This window comes from Paenibacillus sp. FSL L8-0494 (genome assembly GCF_038003695.1).
Taxonomy (GTDB): Bacteria; Bacillota; Bacilli; order Paenibacillales; family Paenibacillaceae; genus Paenibacillus_AQ; species Paenibacillus_AQ odorifer.
Genome location: NZ_JBBOPQ010000001.1, coordinates 6,495,624 through 6,511,968 on the forward strand (window position 1 = coordinate 6,495,624; position 16,345 = coordinate 6,511,968).

Here is a 16,345-nt window from a genome sequence, read left to right on the forward strand (position 1 = left end):
CATACAGCAAGTTTATTTCTTTCGTACTCGCAAGCTCACCTTAAAGGCGGTTCCTTCCCCCGGACGACTATGTACAGTTACCTTACCTTCATGCAGCTCAACGATTTTTTTAACCAGTGACAGACCCAGTCCACTACCGCCACCACTTGCGGTTCTAGCTTTATCTGCCTTATAGAAACGCTCGAAGATCCGAGGCAGATCTTCCTCCGAGATGCCAATCCCGCTATCTTGAATCTCCACCTCTACCTGCTCATCCACCATGCGAAGGCTAATATGGATGTAACCGTTCTGCGGAGTAAACTTGATGCTGTTATGCAGTAGATTGGTCCAGACCTGGCTCATTAAATCTTTTACAGCAGATACATTCACTTCTTCCAGTTCAGCCTCTACCTCTATATTTTTCTCCAACCACTGTGGTTCAGAAGCCAGAATCGTATCTCTAAGCTGCTTATCCAGGCGGTAAATCTGATTTTCAAACGGAAAATTGCCCGATTCAAGCGCGGACAGCTTCAATAAATTATCACTGAGCCCAGATACACGGGTACTCTCAGCCACGATAATATTAAGGTAGTGCCTCCTGCTCTTCACACTCAAAGTTTCATCCTGCAGCGCAAGAGCAAACCCCCGAATAGAGGTTAGCGGAGATTGAATTTCATGCGATACATTAGAGATAAAGTCTTGACGCATGGTCTCCATCTGACTCAGTTCGCTGGCCATTACGTTGATGCTCTCTACAATCTCACCAAAATCACCATAGTCCTTAGTATTATCGAGTACCACATTGAAATCACCCTTAGCAATACGCCCTAAACCTTCGATAATTGATTTATAAAAAACACGTTCCCAGCCCCGGAATAACTTGGAGGTTACCAATGCCATCATGAACAAAATCACAATTCCGACCATCACGCCGATTAACTGGGTCAAATACTCCGAAGAGGGGCGTCCAACCCTGCCATATATCCAGTTCATTAAGAAATAAGCTGCACTCCAGCTAATCCCAACGCCACCGAAGTAAATAAAAGTCATCCCAATCCGCTTAAGAAGCTCCTTAAACCGGTTCATGCCTCTGCCTCCAGCCGATAGCCTAATCCGCGGATGGTACGAATAACAAACCCGTATTTATCTGGAGCGAACCGTTCGCGTAAACGGTTGATATGCACATCGAGCGTCCGCTCATTCCCTTCAAAATCATAACCCCATATCTCTTCGATCAGCCTGTCTCTAGTCAATGTCTGCCCCGGATAGCTGCCCAGCTTAAACAACAGCTCAAATTCCTTAAGCGGCAAGGTGACTTCTCCATACTCTGAGGATACCTCGTAGGTTTTACGATTCATTCGCAGCCGGCCGATCCCCACACTTTGTGCAGCAGAGATTTGGTAACGTTTGAGCAGCGCCTTTACTCGCGCAATAAGCACCACTGGCTCAAAGGGTTTGACGAGATAGTCATCACTTCCCAGTTCAAAGCCCTTCACAATTTGGGAGGTCTCACCCTTAGCCGTCAGCATCAATATCGGAAAATCATAAGTTTGGCGCATCTTCCGGCACAGCTCCCAGCCATCCAAATTGGGCATCATCACATCAATAATGGCTAAGTCTATGTTATGGCTCTCCAGAATCTGAAGAGCCTCCAGTCCATCAGAAGCTCCATAGATGTCATCCATCCCCTCAGCTCTCAGAAATACTTCTACCAATTCGCGGATGTGCGGATCGTCGTCCGCTACTAGTATTTTTGTCATGTATCACTGGAGCCTCCTCTTTATTGTCTTGAATCTCAAGGTTATTCATCTGCAGCTGCTGGGTGGCAAATTCACGATACAGCTCATGGTTTTCCAGCAGTTCTTCATGTCTTCCCATCCCGGTAATCTGGCCCTTTTCCATAAAAATAATCTGCTCAGCATTTACAACAGTAGCCAAACGGTGCGCAATTACAATCGTAGTCCGGCCCTTCATCAAATTGGACAGTGCTTTCTGTACTACGGACTCTGATTGGCTATCCAGACTGGAGGTAGCCTCATCAAGCATAAGAATCTTTGGATTCCGCAGCAGCGCTCTAGCAATAGCAATCCGTTGCCGCTGTCCACCTGAGAGCTTCACACCTCTCTCACCAACATCCGTATTATATCCTTCAGGAAGCTCATCGATAAAGCCATCTGCATAAGCCATTGCTGCTGCTGCACGCATCTCCTCCATGCTAACGTCGCGATCCAATCCATAGGTTAAATTCTCAGCAATCGTACCTGCCAATAATGGGCTTTCCTGTGAGACATACCCGATCAGTTTCCGCCATGAGCGTAAAGAGAAGGTTGACACTGGTTTATCACCTAACTTAACCATACCTTTCTGAGGCTCATAGAATCGTTCGAGCAGTGAAAATAATGTAGTCTTGCCGCCCCCGCTCGGTCCAACAATAGCCGTCACCTGACCCGGAAGCATCCGAAAGCTTACATCGGTTAGCACATTCTCACCATTTTTATATCCAAAGCTTAGATCTTCTACCGAGATAGGACCTTCTGCACCGTTCGCCTCTTCCTGGCCCTCATATACCTCCTCTTCTGCTGCCAGGGTTTCAATAATGCGCTCTGATGCCCCTTTAGCCTTCTGAATCTGTGTAAAGAACGTGGTCAATTGAGTAAGCGGCATAATAATCTGAATAAGATACAGGATAAAGGCTACCAGCTCTCCAGCTGTCAAAGCCCCGGAAGATACCTGCATTCCGCCATAACCGATAATGACCACAAGTAACATCATAAAAACAAAAGAGACAAGTGGACTGATCATAGCGCTGATTTTGCCTTCACGAATACCAAAGGAGAGCAGGTTCATAATTCCGGTTTTGCCTGCTTCGTACTCTTTTTTCTCTGCACCCGAGGATTTCACCAGACGGATTTCTGACAATACACCACTAAGTGTCGCGGTAAAAGAGGCTGTTTCGTCCTGCATACCTTTGGAGATTTTGTACATCTGCCGTCCAAGCGGCACCAGAATCAACGCAGATAGTGGAAGAACGGTGAATAGAACAAGCGTCATTTTCCAATTTAAAAATAACAGCACAGCAATGGAGCCCACAATGGAGATCACTCCGGTAAATAAGCTGGCCAGATGTTCAGAAATCAGCGTTTTGATGATCCCTGTATCATTCGTCATCCGGCTGACGCTTTCTCCTGTTCGATTATCATTGTAATAAGCTACTGGCAATACTAAAAATTTACGCCATAACCGGTCACGTAGACCTGCAACCATCTTCTGGCCCACGTAATTCAGCAGATAGATGGAAATTCCCCCGGCGATCGTCTGCGCGATAAAAGCACCCGCTATACCCGCAATTTGCAGCTTGCTGACGGAGGCCAAAGAAAAGCCATCCACCAGATTTTTGGTGAACATTGGGATCACCAGACTAACCAATGTCGAGATCATGCTTAGTGCAATGGCTATTGCCAATAAGCCGTATGAAGGCTTGGTCTCTTTTAATAATGTGAGGAATGGCTTCAGCGCCGTTTTCCCCTTAGCTTCGGATTTTCTCATGCAAAAACTCCCCTTTTCTTGGTGACTCTGCGAGAAGAGTGTATCATCTCTGTTTCGCTTAACCCCATCCTAGCCCTGAATTGTAAACTGAAGTTAAACCCGTTGATCCGCTTTTGTACGACGTAGATAGGGTAATCCTCAGGCATATTCCTAGTAAGGAGGAGCGATCTCTTAACATTTCTGCCACCTGCAAACTTGTTATATGCGTTTTTTGTCACTTAGCGGATCAAATTTAAATAAACGTTAAAAAAATGTAAAAAAGTAAAAAAGGAAGTTTGTATCCCTTTTCAACACGTGTTACAGTGATAGAAGGGCCTAATATTGGTCAGTATATCCATGCAAGACATCTAGTGGGAAAGGAGTGACGCATTTGCGGAAAGGCGTTAACTATCCATCTTCTTTCACGTCTTTAAAATGGTTCAATTTTTTTGTATACGGAACCATGGTCCTCTTCTCCAGCTTCTTTCAACTATACCTGCTGGATGTAGGGATGAACAAATTAGAGATCGGTGCCGTATTCTCTATGGGTGCGCTAGTATCCATCTTTGCAAATCCATTCTGGGCGATCTGGACTGACCGATACCAGAATATCCGGCGAATCGTTTTGCTTATGTTAATCGGAACATTAGTGTTATCCCAGCTTATGTTTCGGGCAAATACATATGAGATGATCTACATCTCCATTCTTTTGTTCTATTTCTTCCAAGGACCGTTATTTGCTCAGAGCAATACGATGATTCTCAGCTATATTGACGGAACTAACTATCGCTTCCGTTCTTTTCGGCTTTGGGGTTCATTGGGGTGGGCACTAATTGCAATTGCCGCCGGATTGGTCCTAGATTGGGCTGGTGTATCTATCTTGTCCTATCTGTTTGCAGGCTTACTATGTGCATCAATGTTATCCATTCTTGCATTACCGAAACTTAACCATACCATTGGCATGGCTCCTATGCCGTATAGAGGCTTCAGCAAACTAATTTATAATCCCTTTTTCTTGTGTTTCATATTGTTTGGTATCCTAGTTTCCATACCGAACACCATGAACACTACATTCATGTCTTTGTATATTACGGACCTAGGCGGCTCCAAGGGAATGATTGGTCTCGCAGTATTCCTCTCCTCTATTTTGGAAGTGGGTGTATTTGTTCTCTGCGACCGATTCCTTAAACGTAAAATATCTGTTCTGCTCGGCTGGCTTGCACTGGTTAGCGCTTTATTCGTACTACGATGGTGGTTCATGGCGGACGCGACTACAGCCCTCCAAGTAGTGCTCATTCAAATTTTACACTGCATAACATTTGGTGGTTTCTTCTATGTAGGCACTCAACTGACCATGCTTCTTATTCCAAGACCTTACCGTGCTTCAGGACAAGCGCTCTACACACTGACTTGGAGCGGTATAGCCGGTATTGTTGGAGGAGTTCTCGGAGGGTGGATGTATCAAAATCTAGGGGCACAGAGCATGTATCAAGCGGGTGTCTTCTTGACACTGTTTGGAACGCTAGGCTTTACTTTCATGTGGCTCTTTGTAAACCGTGGAGGCTACCGGCCCCCTACAGAGGATGAGGAAGAACTCTCTCACATCGAAATATTATAAGCGAAAATATAAAAAACAGGCTCAAACGTACCTAAACGGGACGTTTGAGCCTGTTTTATTATAAAGAACCTGAACGAATCAAGTGTTAGCCTTGTTTTGGAGGCTGAAATGAACTCTTCAGTGAAACGATAAGATTGAATACGAGATGCCCAGGCGCCGAATATTTGCTATCTACATTAAAATAGCCATGACGGAAGAACTGGAATTTATCCTGAGCCACACTGTCCTTAAGCGCGGGTTCCACAAAACCTTGTAAGATTTCAATGGATTTAGGATTAAGCTGATCCAAGAAGCTAGGCTCCGCTTTCTCTACCGTGGAATCCAGACCTTCAACTTCTGCAGCTTCATCTACTTCTTCAGCAGAAATCAGTGGCTCGTATAAACGGAATTCTGCAGGCACAGCTTGACTAGCTTCTACCCAGTGCAGAGTACCTTTTACCTTACGGCCTGTAAATCCACTGCCACTCTTTGTTTCCGGATCATACGTACAATGCAGTTCAACAACCTCGCCATTCTCATCTTTAATGACTTCATTACATTTGATGAAATAAGCATGCTTCAGGCGTACTTCATTGCCGGGGAACAAGCGGAAATATTTATTGGGCGGATTCTCCATAAAGTCGTCGCGCTCAACATAAATCTCACGAGAGAACGGAATTTGGCGTACACCCATTTCTTCATTCTCTGTATTATTCTCCGCTTCAAGCCATTCTGTTTGGCCTTCCGGATAATTGGTGATAACAACCTTAAGCGGACGAAGTATAGCCATGGTGCGAGGCACAGTTAACTTAAGGTCTTCCCGGATAAAGTGCTCCAGCATTTGCAGGTCCACTAGACCCTGACTCTTGGAGATCCCTGCTTCGTACACGAATTTACGAATCGCTTCCGGCGTATATCCTCTGCGGCGCAGGCCGGAGATCGTTGGCATCCGCGGATCGTCCCAGCCATCCACATGTTTTTCGTCTACCAGCAGCTTCAGCTTACGTTTACTAGTCATGGTTTGAGCGAGATTCAGACGGCCGAATTCATATTGATGCGGAACTGAAGGCATCTCACATTCCGCTACGACCCAATCATAAAATGGGCGTTGATCTTCAAACTCAAGCGAACAAAGGGAGTGAGTTACTCCTTCAATAGCGTCCTCAAGTGGATGAGCGAACGTATACATCGGATAGATGCACCATTTATCCCCTGTATTATGGTGATGCGCATGAGTAATCCGATAGATGACAGGATCACGCAGATTAATATTTGGTGATGCCATATCGATCTTGGCACGAAGAACCTTCTCACCATCTTTGAATTCCCCTGCCCGCATACGGCGGAACAGATCCAAATTCTCTTCGATGCTGCGCTCACGATGTGGACTGTTCTGTCCTGGCTCTGTCAGCGTTCCCCGCAATTGGCGAATTTCATCCGCGCTGAGGTCATCTACATAAGCTTTACCTTTAGTAATTAATAATTCGGCACGTTTGTACATTTCCTCAAAATAATCCGATGCAAAACGCAGCTCTTCCCATTCATAACCCAGCCACTTTACATCTTCCTGAATGGAGTTCACATATTCCGTATCTTCTTTGGCAGGATTCGTGTCGTCAAATCTTAGGTTAGTCTTGCCACCGAACTCGTCCGCCAGTGTAAAGTTAATCCAAATCGCCTTGGCATGTCCGATATGTAAGTAACCGTTCGGCTCCGGCGGAAAGCGTGTGACAACTTCTTTTACTTTACCCGTACGGAGGTCTTCGGTAATAACATTTTTAATAAAATTGGAGGGGGTAGTACGGTTCTCCACAGCTATCAACCTTTCGTTCTGTAGTGTTACACTACTTCTTGTATAAACATGTTTCCTACTAATATACCCGTTAACTGTAGATTGTTCAATAAAAGGGGGCACATGGCCTGGATCAATTTTTAGCATCTTTAGACCTTTTGACTTCTCTGCGGGCGATAGAGTAGCATGATAATCATAAGAAAAAATCCATAATCATACATAAGGCCTTGTGCCGAAAAGGAGGCAACTGCTTGTTTAATTATGTCATCGACGAAGAGCTTATCTTAAAGCCACTCATGCCTGAGCATGCTAGGCACATATTCGCGTTAGTGGAGCGCTCGCGGGAACGACTTAGGCAATGGCTTCCTTGGGTTGATGCCGTTACGGAACAGGATCACACCCTTAATTTCATTAAAAATGCTATAAAACAAGGCACCGACAATGGCGCCTTCACTGCTGGACTTTGGGTCCGCGGCGAGCTCGCCGGCGTCATTGGGTATCACCAGATTGACTGGCATAACCGTTCCGTAGGGATTGGTTATTGGCTTGGTGATGGCTATGAAGGCAAAGGTTATATGACCAGTGCCTGCCGAGTTCTAGTAGACTACGCACTGCTGGAAATGGAGCTGCAGCGGGTAGAAATTCGCTGCGCGACCGCCAACGTAACTAGCCGGGCAATTCCTGAACGGCTTGGGTTTGTGCTCGAAGGTGTGATCAGACAGGCAGAAAAGCTGCCCGATGGCTACGTGAATCACGCCGTATATGGTTTATTGCGTAGTGAGTGGCAACTGCTCGGCTAAGTTACGTAAGCAAAGTTAAACAAACACACAAGCAGAAATAAACCTGGCTGGCACACGCCCCCAGGTTTATTTTATTGAGCAGACCAAGACTAGATCTCTGGCATACCCAGCTGTTTTCGAAACTTGTTCCGCACTACGGCTGAGAGGGCTTCCAGCTCCACAAGCTCTGCCAGAGCAGCTTCCTCTTGCAGCCCAACCTGCATTAAATGCAGTACATGCGCCACAGACGCATTGCTGTCTCCATTTTCTTTTTTGACAATTGCATCGCCGGTTGAAATCATTCCTTCACGAAGTACACGCAAGTAAAATCCGCTATACCCTGTATCCAGAACTTGAGCCGGGAGATCTGCGGGTCCATGCTTTTGTGAGATTTTGAAGCAAGGGTATCGTGGCTGGCTGACCTGAAGCAAAGTGGTGCCTATTTCATATACATCGCCAATACACACCTCTGTCTCCAGCAGACCCGTCGTGGTGATATTTTCTCCAAAAGCCGAGTACTCCAGTTTCTTTCCAAGCTGCTGTTCCCAATAAGAATAATGCTCAATGGGATAGGCGCATACCGCCTTGTCAGGACCTCCATGATGTTTAAGATCTGCCTGACCATCTCCAACAAATCCATTGGTATGCAGCCGAACCGATCCTTCTACAGGCGTTTTATAAATTCCGGTCTCCAAAGGTTTCCCCCGATAATCCACCGTCACCGGCCGACCGACGTTAAGCGAGATGATCTCCATATCCATTTCCTCCTGTCAGCATGCAGCTCATAAATACCTCATCCACATAACGGCCGCCAAGATAAAACTCCTCCCGCAGACGCCCCTCTTCCACAAAACCGCATTCCCGGTAAAAAGAAATCGCTGATTCATTACAGGATAATACACGCAGGCGAAGCTTGCGAATAGCATGCGCCGCAGCATGTCCCTTAATGGCTTCCATGAGCTGCCGGCCGATGCCTAAACGTTGATAGTTCGGATGAACAGCAATATTAACCTCGCACACATGCCGGTTGCTCTCCATTCTACTAGGGCAGCCAAACCCGACATATCCACATAGCTTGTCATCTTGCAGTGCTACGAGCTGAGAGCCCGGGGGAGCATTCAGCAAGAAATCCTCTTGTGAGCGCCACAACATAGGTCCCGGGCTAGTGTCCTCTGTCCAAATCAGATGGTCCAGATCAATCAGTTCTCGCACGTCTTTAATCTCTGATGGTCTAATAGTTAACCTTGCCTTGTTGATTTGTTTCATAAGATGTACACCCCTTGCCTTGCACCTCTATAGAATTCACAGCAGATGTTGGAATCCACTATGTATAGTTATCCTACGGACCGCTCTAATGAATGGCCTTTACGATTGAATAAAGCATGGATGACGAAAAATCCTACAGACAGCAGCGCCATCGCACAGGCCAGCCAGGCTGTTGGTGCCAAACCACCGCTATCATAAAGTCTGCCCATGAAGTAAGGGCCAATGACTCTCCCGACCGCACCAATCCCTCCGCTTAGTCCCAAATAAAATGGTGCGCTGCGCCCCGCATGATCCGAGATAAAGGATGGCATCGCTGGAGAAATCAGCATTTCTCCCAGTGTAGCAAGCACCATTCCAAGCACTAAACCAGGATAATTAGGCATCCACAAAAGAAACGCATAGCCACCCAAATAAAACAGGGCACTTGCAGTCATTTGCGCCGTTGAGGTAGACGCGAACCAGCGCTTAATCATTGTTACCAATGGCTGCGCTGCAAAAATCAAAATACCGTTCAGTGTCCAGAGAAAACCATAAGTTTTCTTAGGCCAGCCCTCTGAAATAATGAACGGAGATACACCTGTATTCCAGATAGAGTTACCGAGAAGCAGGAACAAAGAACCGATCCCCATATAAAGATAAATACGAGTATGCCCCATTAGCTTCCACGTGGATTGTTTCTCTGGTTCATTCTTCTGATGCCCCATTACCTCATGCGCAGGTTCTCCACCGATTTTCTTCAGATATACAAAAAAGAAACCCGCAAATACAGCCGAGGTTACACCATTCATCACAAAGCTTAGCATATAAGAAATATCGGCCAAAAAACCACTTAATGCCGTACCCAGTGCTACACCAATATTATTGGCGACATAAATAACATTAAACAGCTCACCACGCTGCTTCGTGAAACGAAAGCCGATAAATGCCTGAATGGCAGGTAATGATAAGGAATTAAATAATCCTACCAGTCCCATTGCAACCATAAATAACGTCCAGTTGTTACTAGCTGCCGGCAAGGTGAACAGTGCCAAAGCATTCATGGCGAGCGCTCCGACAATCAGCCGGTTAACGCCTACCTTATGATAGAGTGAGCCCCCGAGTAGTTGACCCACGATCCCACCAACCGATTGAATAAGAATCACCAGTCCAGCATCTGACATGCTGCGTCCAAGCTCATCAAATACATACATCGTAACGAGCGGCCACATCAGCGCACTACCTGTTGCATTAATTAGGCTGGCAATTAGAAATATTTTCACTTCTTTTGGATATGCCTGTAAAAACTTCATAAGTAGTGTACATCCCCTGTTATATATGTGTCATTATTCCATCCAGTATCATCCCAAAACAGGGTTATGAGCAAGCATACACATTGACGTTTTATCGTGATAAAGTATGCATGAAATCTAGAGGATAAAACGAACATATCGCATGAATTATCCCGTCTCCCTTGGGGTTCACGTCCGCAGTCCTTCCTAGCTCTAATATCTATTCTTATTTTAAAGCCGTGGCTGTCGTCCGTAAAGCAAACTAAACAAGAAGAAACTGATTCGCTTTTAGAAAGACAGGGTAATAGAGCCTAGAAACACTCCCCCTTCAAAATTCGCCGTGATCCGATTTCGTTCCCCCGAGCGCGGATATATCACGGCGGATTTTTTTGTGTCTACATAACAAAAAGCACCCCTAAAACATTAACGCCACCAATAAGGCAGACCTTGAATGTTCTATGGAGTGCTCTATAAGACGAGCTTAAGCGTGTTTTTTGACACTGCTGCCGGACATGCTATCTACGGATTGAATAGCCGTAGGTGCTTTACGCAAGTATGCCATCCAATAGGCAGCTGCGACAAATATTGCTCCACCCGTTAGATTGCCGAGCCAGACGGGAACAAAGTTAGTGAAGTATTGCCCCCATGAATAGTAACCTTCAAAAATAGCTGCTGGAATTAGGAACATGTTAGCTACAACGTGCTGGAATCCGATCGCAACAAAGGCCATCGTTGGGAACCAAATACCAAGGATTTTGCCGCTGAAGTTATCTGCTCCATAGGAGAGCCATACTGCCAGCGCAACGAGCCAGTTACAGCCGATACCCGAAACAAATGCCGGAAAGAATTCTGCATCGATTTTATGACCAGCCATATCCACCAATTTTTCTAAGTACACACCCTCTGAAGTTAAACCCACCACATGACCGAAGAAATAAGCTACAAATAATGCCCCTGCCAGATTACTAATCGTAATGAGCAAAAGATTCTTCACAACTTCCCAGAAAGAAATCTTCTTAGCCATAAAAGCGAGCGGCACGGCCATCATATTCCCTGTCAGCAGTTCTCCACCTGCAAGGAGTACCATGATCAGCCCAACGGGGAAGACTGCGGCTCCGATAAAGTTAGCAATGGAACCCCATTCCTGTGGTGCGCCAGCAATGACGCGAATATCCAATAAAAACCCGAGCGCAATAAACGCTCCTCCCAAAAAGCCCAGAATAAGTACGGTACTTAGCGGATTATGAGCTTTTTTTATGCCATTCTCTACAGTTACTTCGGCAATTTGCTGCGGTTTGCTATAAGCCATGGTTCCTATCTCCTTCATCTATTTACTTCAAATTTGTTCCTTTATGACCATTGTAGCGTGTCGTAAAACACATTAACGTGATAATTATCACTTTGAGAAAACTAAGTGAAAGTTTTCACTGACATGTCAAATTTACTGCGACCTGTGCACAAATAGAAGTTTATGTATGACCGACTAAGCCAGCATATCTTGTTTCGTTGGATTACATTTGAGCGTACGCAGCAGCTATCGGACACAGTTGTCCTTATATGCAGCTATATCTCACTGTAGCTATACCTCGCTATCGGACATCGGACTCAGTTGACCCTATTCGTAACTTTCGAGCACATTTGGCTTGCTATCGGACCCCATAGTCGCTATTGCCACCAAAAACACACTAGTTGTACCTCATTTTATGTAATAGCTGCATTGGAGTCCGAAATCACACTCAAAAGGCGATTAATTGCTAAATAGCGGCTTCTGAGTCCGAAAGCTTCTGCGGTGGGCGTTGATTCAGCACGATCGGACTCAGATGACCTTATTCGTAACTTTCGAGCACATTTGACTTGCCATCGGACATCGGACTCAGATGACCCTATTCGTAGCATTTGAGCACATTTGGCTCGCTATCGGACCCCATAGTCGCTATTGGCACGAAAAACACACTAAATGAACCTCATTCTATGCAATAGCTGCATTGGAGTCCGAAATCACACTCAAAAGGCGATTATTTGCTAATTAGCGGCTTCTGAGTCCGAAAGCTTCTGCGGTGGGCGTTGATTCAGCACGATCGGACTCAGATGACCTTATACGTAACTTTTGAGCACATTTGGCTTGCTATCGGACCCCATAGTCGCTATTGCCACCAAAAACACACTAGTTGTACCTCATTTTATGTAATAGCTGCATTGGAGTCCGAAATCATACTCAAACAGCGATTATTTGCTATATAGCGGCTTCTGAGTCCGAAAACTTCTAAGGAGGGCGGTGATTCAGCACGATCGGACTCAGATGACCTTATACGTAACTTTTGAGCACATTTGGCTTGTATCGGACATCGGACTCAAATGACCTTAACTGTAGCTTTCGAGCACATTTGGCTCGCTACCATCGCCGAAGCCATTGGATCGTACCTACCTATGCAGCTAATCATTCTGCACCTAACAAAAAAAGCAGCAATCCTCCCGTTACAGGAGAATCGCTGCTTTTCTAGCTTTATAAGGTTATCTTTTTCGTCGATAAATCACTCAGAAACAATCGTTTCTTTTTAAACTGTTACAGCCTCTTTGCTTGGTAATGTTGTCGGCAGCGCTTGAAGACCTACTGTATTCAGGAAGTTCCAAGGTTTGTTGTAATGCGGTTGGAAGAAGAAATCGATAAAGGCTAGTTGGTCGATTGTCATTTGATTTTGAATACATACAGACACTGTGTTGATCGATTGCGTCAGATCCATCTTGGACATAATTTGAGCCCCGAGAATACGGCGTGTGGCGCGATCAAACACTACTTTTAACTGAACCTGCTCAAAGGTGGGCATAAATTCTGGACGGTAGTTATCAATAATCATGGCGGTTTCCACGTCCATTCCTTCAGCCTTAGCTCCTTCTTCAGTAAGCCCTGTTGCAGCGATATTATCTTCATAAATCTTAATGCCCGAAGTCCCTTGTGTACCCATATAAGGAATGGTCTCTGTTACCAAGTTGCGTGCAACTAAGGTTCCCATCCGCACAGCATTGGTTGCCAGTGGGATATAGGCGTGTTTGCCTGTAGGGTTGTAGTGAATCGCACAGCTGTCGCCCGCGGCATATACATCTGGGCAGCTAGTCTGCATATAGTTATTGACCACAATGGCACCATTAGGCAGCATATCGACTTGACCTTTTAAGAGTTCAGTATTAGGACGGAAACCAATGCAGAGAATGACCAGATCTGTTTCATGCTCTCCTTTGCTTGTAATAACCTTTGTTACCTTACCATCTTTGCCCGCAAAAGAGCTGACCTTCTCATTCAGTGCCAATTTAATCCCATGATCCTGAAAAGATTGTTCGATCGGTGCAGTAAATTCTTGATCCAGATATTTACTCAGAATGCGATCTTCACCATCAATTAGCGTAACTTGCTTCCCATTCATTTGAAAAGCTTCCACCAGTTCAACGCCGATATATCCAGCGCCGACGACGGTGATTTTATTCGCTTGTTTAGCTTTTTCTATAATAGTGTTGGAATGATCATAGTTCTTGGAAAGTAAAATCCCCTCGAGTTCAAATCCTTCAAGCTTCGGCACAATCGGCCATGAACCTGTAGTCATAATCAGCTTATCGTAGGTGTCAGCGAACTCGTGGCCTGTCTCCAGATTGCGTACACGCAATGTTTTGGACTTCGTATCCACTGCAGTTACTTCATGACGCATATTGGTCTTTACGCCAAGCTCTGCAAGCTTTTCTGGTGAAGAATAGAATAGCCCCTCTGGGTCTTTAACCACTCCACCTACATACAAGGCAATTCCACAGGATAAGAAGGAAATATTATCATTACGCTCATATACAGTAATCTCGGCATCCGGGTAAAGCTGAGCAGTATTCACAATTGCGGCGGTTCCGGCATGGGTACATCCAATGACAGCTACTTTCATTATCTCTTCCTCCTTCAAATGGACAATCGGGTTATATATTTGACTTGCATGACCGATCAATGATGAAATCTGATCAACAATGGGTTAGTTGTGATTTATTTCACTTTATAAAATGATTATATTGTGATATTTATCACATTACAAGTCTTTTCCGCCTATATCCTCAAATTGTTCACAATTTTAAGTTTTTTTCCGCCACTGCTGCCGAATGCGACGACCTCATTAGCTTTGCCACGTGAGGGGTACATTATGATCCGCATTTGCAGGAATCCAAAGGAAGCATAAAAAAGGCTTCCCCTCTAATACCAGCAAGGAGAAGCCTTTTATTAAAACACTTTTACACCAGACCGTGAATCTCTCCGTTCTCGTCCATCCATAGTCCCTCAGCAGCTGGCTTAGCTGGCAGACCTGGCATCGTAACGATATTGCCTGTAATAACTACCGCAAAGCCTGCACCAAGCGAAAGAGTAATATCTCGGACACCAATCGTAAAACCTTCCGGTGCTCCGAGGAGTCTAGGCTGGTCGGAGAAGGAATAAGGCGTCTTCGCCAAACATACTTGAAGATCATTTAGCCCAAGCCGCTCAATAACCGCCAGACTACGCTTAGCCGCCGGAGAAAAGTTCACTTCTGCCCCGCGGTAAATCTCACGGACAATTTTGTTGATTTTGGATGAAATGTCGAGATCTTTCTCATACAAAGGAGCAAAGTGGCTCGTGCCACTATTATTCAAGAGCTTGTTCAGCTCAGAAGCCAGCTCCTGTCCACCTGCACTACCTTCCGCCCATACTTTTGAGATTGCAGCCGGCACGTTTAAATTGCGGCAGGCCTCCAGTACATCGTTAATCTCGCCCTCACTGTCCCCTTCAAAATGATTAATGGCAACTAAAACAGGGACTCCAAATTTACCGAGATTCTCTACATGGCGTTCTAAATTCACCAATCCCGCGCGCAGCGCCGTCCGATTCTCGGTTAGAAGCTCACCTTTAGGCACACCACCGTTATATTTCAAGGACTTAACAGTTACGACAAGAACAGCAGCAGAAGGGGTTAACCCGGCCTGTTGGCATTTGATATCCATGAATTTCTCTGCACCAAGATCCGCTCCGAAGCCTGCTTCGGTGACCACAACATCCCCTAGCTTAAGGGCATAACGAGTGCCAATAACACTGCTGCAGCCATGAGCGATATTCGCAAACGGACCCCCGTGCACAATAACAGGCGTACCTTCCAGAGTCTGTACCAAGTTTGGCTTAACTGCTTCCTTAAGCAGCGCTGTCATCGCTTCAACGGCCCCGATTCGCTCGGCTGTCACCGGTTGTCCCTCTTGGTCATAACCAATTAGAATACGGTTCAAACGCTTCTTGAGATCAATGAGGCTATCGCATAGGCATAACACAGCCATAATCTCAGAAGCCGTTGTAATCTGAAAGCCACTTTCCCGTACGGCTCCGTTTCCGTCTCCGAGCCCAGTCACAATACTGCGCAGGCTGCGGTCATTCATATCCATGACACGTTTCCAAACGATACGCTGCGGATCCAGTCCCAGCTCATTGCCTTGGAAGATATGATTATCAATCATTGCGGACAATAAATTATGCGCAGAAGTCACCGCATGAATATCACCGGTAAAGTGCAAATTAATCTCATCAGCCGGAACAATCTGCGACTTCCCGCCGCCTGTTGCACCGCCCTTCATCCCTAAGCAAGGCCCGAGCGACGGCTCACGTAAAGCAGCCACAGTCTTCACACCTGCTGCATTCATTGCCTGCGCCAACCCGATGGTTGTTAAGGTCTTACCCTCGCCAGCAGGGGTGGGATTCACCGCAGTGACCAGAACCAGCTTGCCATCTGGCTTTTTTTTCATTTCCTCCCATAAGGATGGCGAGAGTTTGCTTTTATATTTGCCGTATAGTTCCAGATGCTGCTCGTCGATCCCTGCTTGTGCTGCTACCTCTGTAATTAACTTCATGCTTGTATAAAACCCTCCTGCCGTTATTATCCTGCTGTACTCCACTTTTTTATGCATGTTCGCACAGTTGCTATATTCTCTTCAAAGGATACATGGTCTTTTTAAAGCGTCAAGTATAATTTATCACAATAAAAATTCAAGGCAATCTCCATTAATCCTTTTAAAAAAAGAAAATCCCCGCGAGCATCGGTCGAAACCGAGTCGAAGGGATACTTGGAAGATCACTCTGCAACTAACCCCATAAAGG

Annotated in this window: 12 protein-coding genes; 2 read left to right on the forward strand and 10 right to left on the reverse strand. The window is 45.6% G+C overall.

What is annotated here, in order from left to right:
• Positions 1-12: 12 nt before the first annotated feature.
• From NYE35_RS29345 to NYE35_RS29355, 3 genes are read right to left on the reverse strand one after another with little or no spacing between them, the layout of a single operon-like run.
• Positions 13-1,065 carry a HAMP domain-containing sensor histidine kinase gene (locus NYE35_RS29345; protein ID WP_036681931.1) on the reverse strand — a complete coding sequence of 351 codons (1,053 nt, stop codon included), beginning with the start codon at positions 1,063-1,065 and terminating at the stop codon, positions 13-15.
• On the reverse strand, positions 1,062-1,739 hold the full coding sequence (locus NYE35_RS29350) for a response regulator transcription factor (protein ID WP_036681932.1): 678 nt from the start codon (positions 1,737-1,739) through the stop codon (positions 1,062-1,064). Before NYE35_RS29350 ends, NYE35_RS29345 begins: the two co-directional genes overlap by 4 nt.
• Complete coding sequence (locus NYE35_RS29355) at positions 1,669-3,525, reverse strand: ABC transporter ATP-binding protein (RefSeq protein WP_038573659.1); 1,857 nt, start codon at positions 3,523-3,525, stop codon at positions 1,669-1,671. Before NYE35_RS29355 ends, NYE35_RS29350 begins: the two co-directional genes overlap by 71 nt.
• A 361-nt stretch (positions 3,526-3,886) precedes the next feature.
• Here NYE35_RS29355 and NYE35_RS29360 point away from each other — a divergent pair, with 361 nt between their 5' ends.
• Positions 3,887-5,122 (forward strand): MFS transporter, encoded by a 1,236-nt coding sequence (locus tag NYE35_RS29360; protein WP_305953522.1) that lies wholly within the window; start codon positions 3,887-3,889, stop codon positions 5,120-5,122.
• 85 nt (positions 5,123-5,207) lie between these two features.
• Here the strand turns inward: NYE35_RS29360 and NYE35_RS29365 are convergent, their stop codons facing one another.
• Positions 5,208-6,914 carry a glutamine--tRNA ligase/YqeY domain fusion protein gene (locus NYE35_RS29365; RefSeq protein ID WP_038574952.1) on the reverse strand — a complete coding sequence of 569 codons (1,707 nt, stop codon included), beginning with the start codon at positions 6,912-6,914 and terminating at the stop codon, positions 5,208-5,210.
• Between the two features lie 230 nt (positions 6,915-7,144).
• Here NYE35_RS29365 and NYE35_RS29370 point away from each other — a divergent pair, with 230 nt between their 5' ends.
• On the forward strand, positions 7,145-7,693 hold the full coding sequence (locus NYE35_RS29370; protein WP_036681941.1) for a GNAT family N-acetyltransferase: 549 nt from the start codon (positions 7,145-7,147) through the stop codon (positions 7,691-7,693).
• Positions 7,694-7,782: 89 nt separating this feature from the next.
• Here NYE35_RS29370 and NYE35_RS29375 read toward each other — a convergent pair whose 3' ends face one another.
• From NYE35_RS29375 to NYE35_RS29400, 6 genes are all read right to left on the reverse strand, one after another.
• Complete coding sequence (locus NYE35_RS29375; RefSeq protein WP_081388015.1) at positions 7,783-8,427, reverse strand: MOSC domain-containing protein; 645 nt, start codon at positions 8,425-8,427, stop codon at positions 7,783-7,785.
• Positions 8,408-8,938, reverse strand: coding sequence for a GNAT family N-acetyltransferase (locus tag NYE35_RS29380; RefSeq protein WP_076106975.1), 531 nt, complete (start codon positions 8,936-8,938; stop codon positions 8,408-8,410). Before NYE35_RS29380 ends, NYE35_RS29375 begins: the two co-directional genes overlap by 20 nt.
• A gap of 68 nt (positions 8,939-9,006) precedes the next feature.
• Positions 9,007-10,227: an MFS transporter gene (locus NYE35_RS29385; RefSeq protein WP_076099687.1), complete on the reverse strand. Its 1,221-nt coding sequence runs from the start codon at positions 10,225-10,227 to the stop codon at positions 9,007-9,009.
• Positions 10,228-10,687: 460 nt separating this feature from the next.
• Positions 10,688-11,515, reverse strand: coding sequence for a formate/nitrite transporter family protein (locus NYE35_RS29390; RefSeq protein WP_036681949.1), 828 nt, complete (start codon positions 11,513-11,515; stop codon positions 10,688-10,690).
• A gap of 1,246 nt (positions 11,516-12,761) precedes the next feature.
• Positions 12,762-14,126 carry an FAD-dependent oxidoreductase gene (locus NYE35_RS29395; RefSeq protein WP_076099688.1) on the reverse strand — a complete coding sequence of 455 codons (1,365 nt, stop codon included), beginning with the start codon at positions 14,124-14,126 and terminating at the stop codon, positions 12,762-12,764.
• Positions 14,127-14,463: 337 nt separating this feature from the next.
• Positions 14,464-16,098 carry a formate--tetrahydrofolate ligase gene (locus NYE35_RS29400; RefSeq protein ID WP_341122341.1) on the reverse strand — a complete coding sequence of 545 codons (1,635 nt, stop codon included), beginning with the start codon at positions 16,096-16,098 and terminating at the stop codon, positions 14,464-14,466.
• Positions 16,099-16,345: the final 247 nt, after the last annotated feature.

Excerpts from the sequence above, each read along its gene's own strand:
- NYE35_RS29345 (WP_036681931.1), bottom strand. The coding sequence starts at position 1,065 with ATGAACCGGTTTAAGGAGCTTCTTAAGCGGATTGGGATGACTTTTATT.
- NYE35_RS29350 (WP_036681932.1), bottom strand. The coding sequence starts at position 1,739 with ATGACAAAAATACTAGTAGCGGACGACGATCCGCACATCCGCGAATTG.
- NYE35_RS29355 (WP_038573659.1), bottom strand. The coding sequence starts at position 3,525 with ATGAGAAAATCCGAAGCTAAGGGGAAAACGGCGCTGAAGCCATTCCTC.
- NYE35_RS29375 (WP_081388015.1), bottom strand. The coding sequence starts at position 8,427 with ATGGAGATCATCTCGCTTAACGTCGGTCGGCCGGTGACGGTGGATTAT.
- NYE35_RS29380 (WP_076106975.1), bottom strand. The coding sequence starts at position 8,938 with ATGAAACAAATCAACAAGGCAAGGTTAACTATTAGACCATCAGAGATT.
- NYE35_RS29385 (WP_076099687.1), bottom strand. The coding sequence starts at position 10,227 with ATGAAGTTTTTACAGGCATATCCAAAAGAAGTGAAAATATTTCTAATT.
- NYE35_RS29390 (WP_036681949.1), bottom strand. The coding sequence starts at position 11,515 with ATGGCTTATAGCAAACCGCAGCAAATTGCCGAAGTAACTGTAGAGAAT.
- NYE35_RS29395 (WP_076099688.1), bottom strand. The coding sequence starts at position 14,126 with ATGAAAGTAGCTGTCATTGGATGTACCCATGCCGGAACCGCCGCAATT.
- NYE35_RS29400 (WP_341122341.1), bottom strand. The coding sequence starts at position 16,098 with ATGAAGTTAATTACAGAGGTAGCAGCACAAGCAGGGATCGACGAGCAG.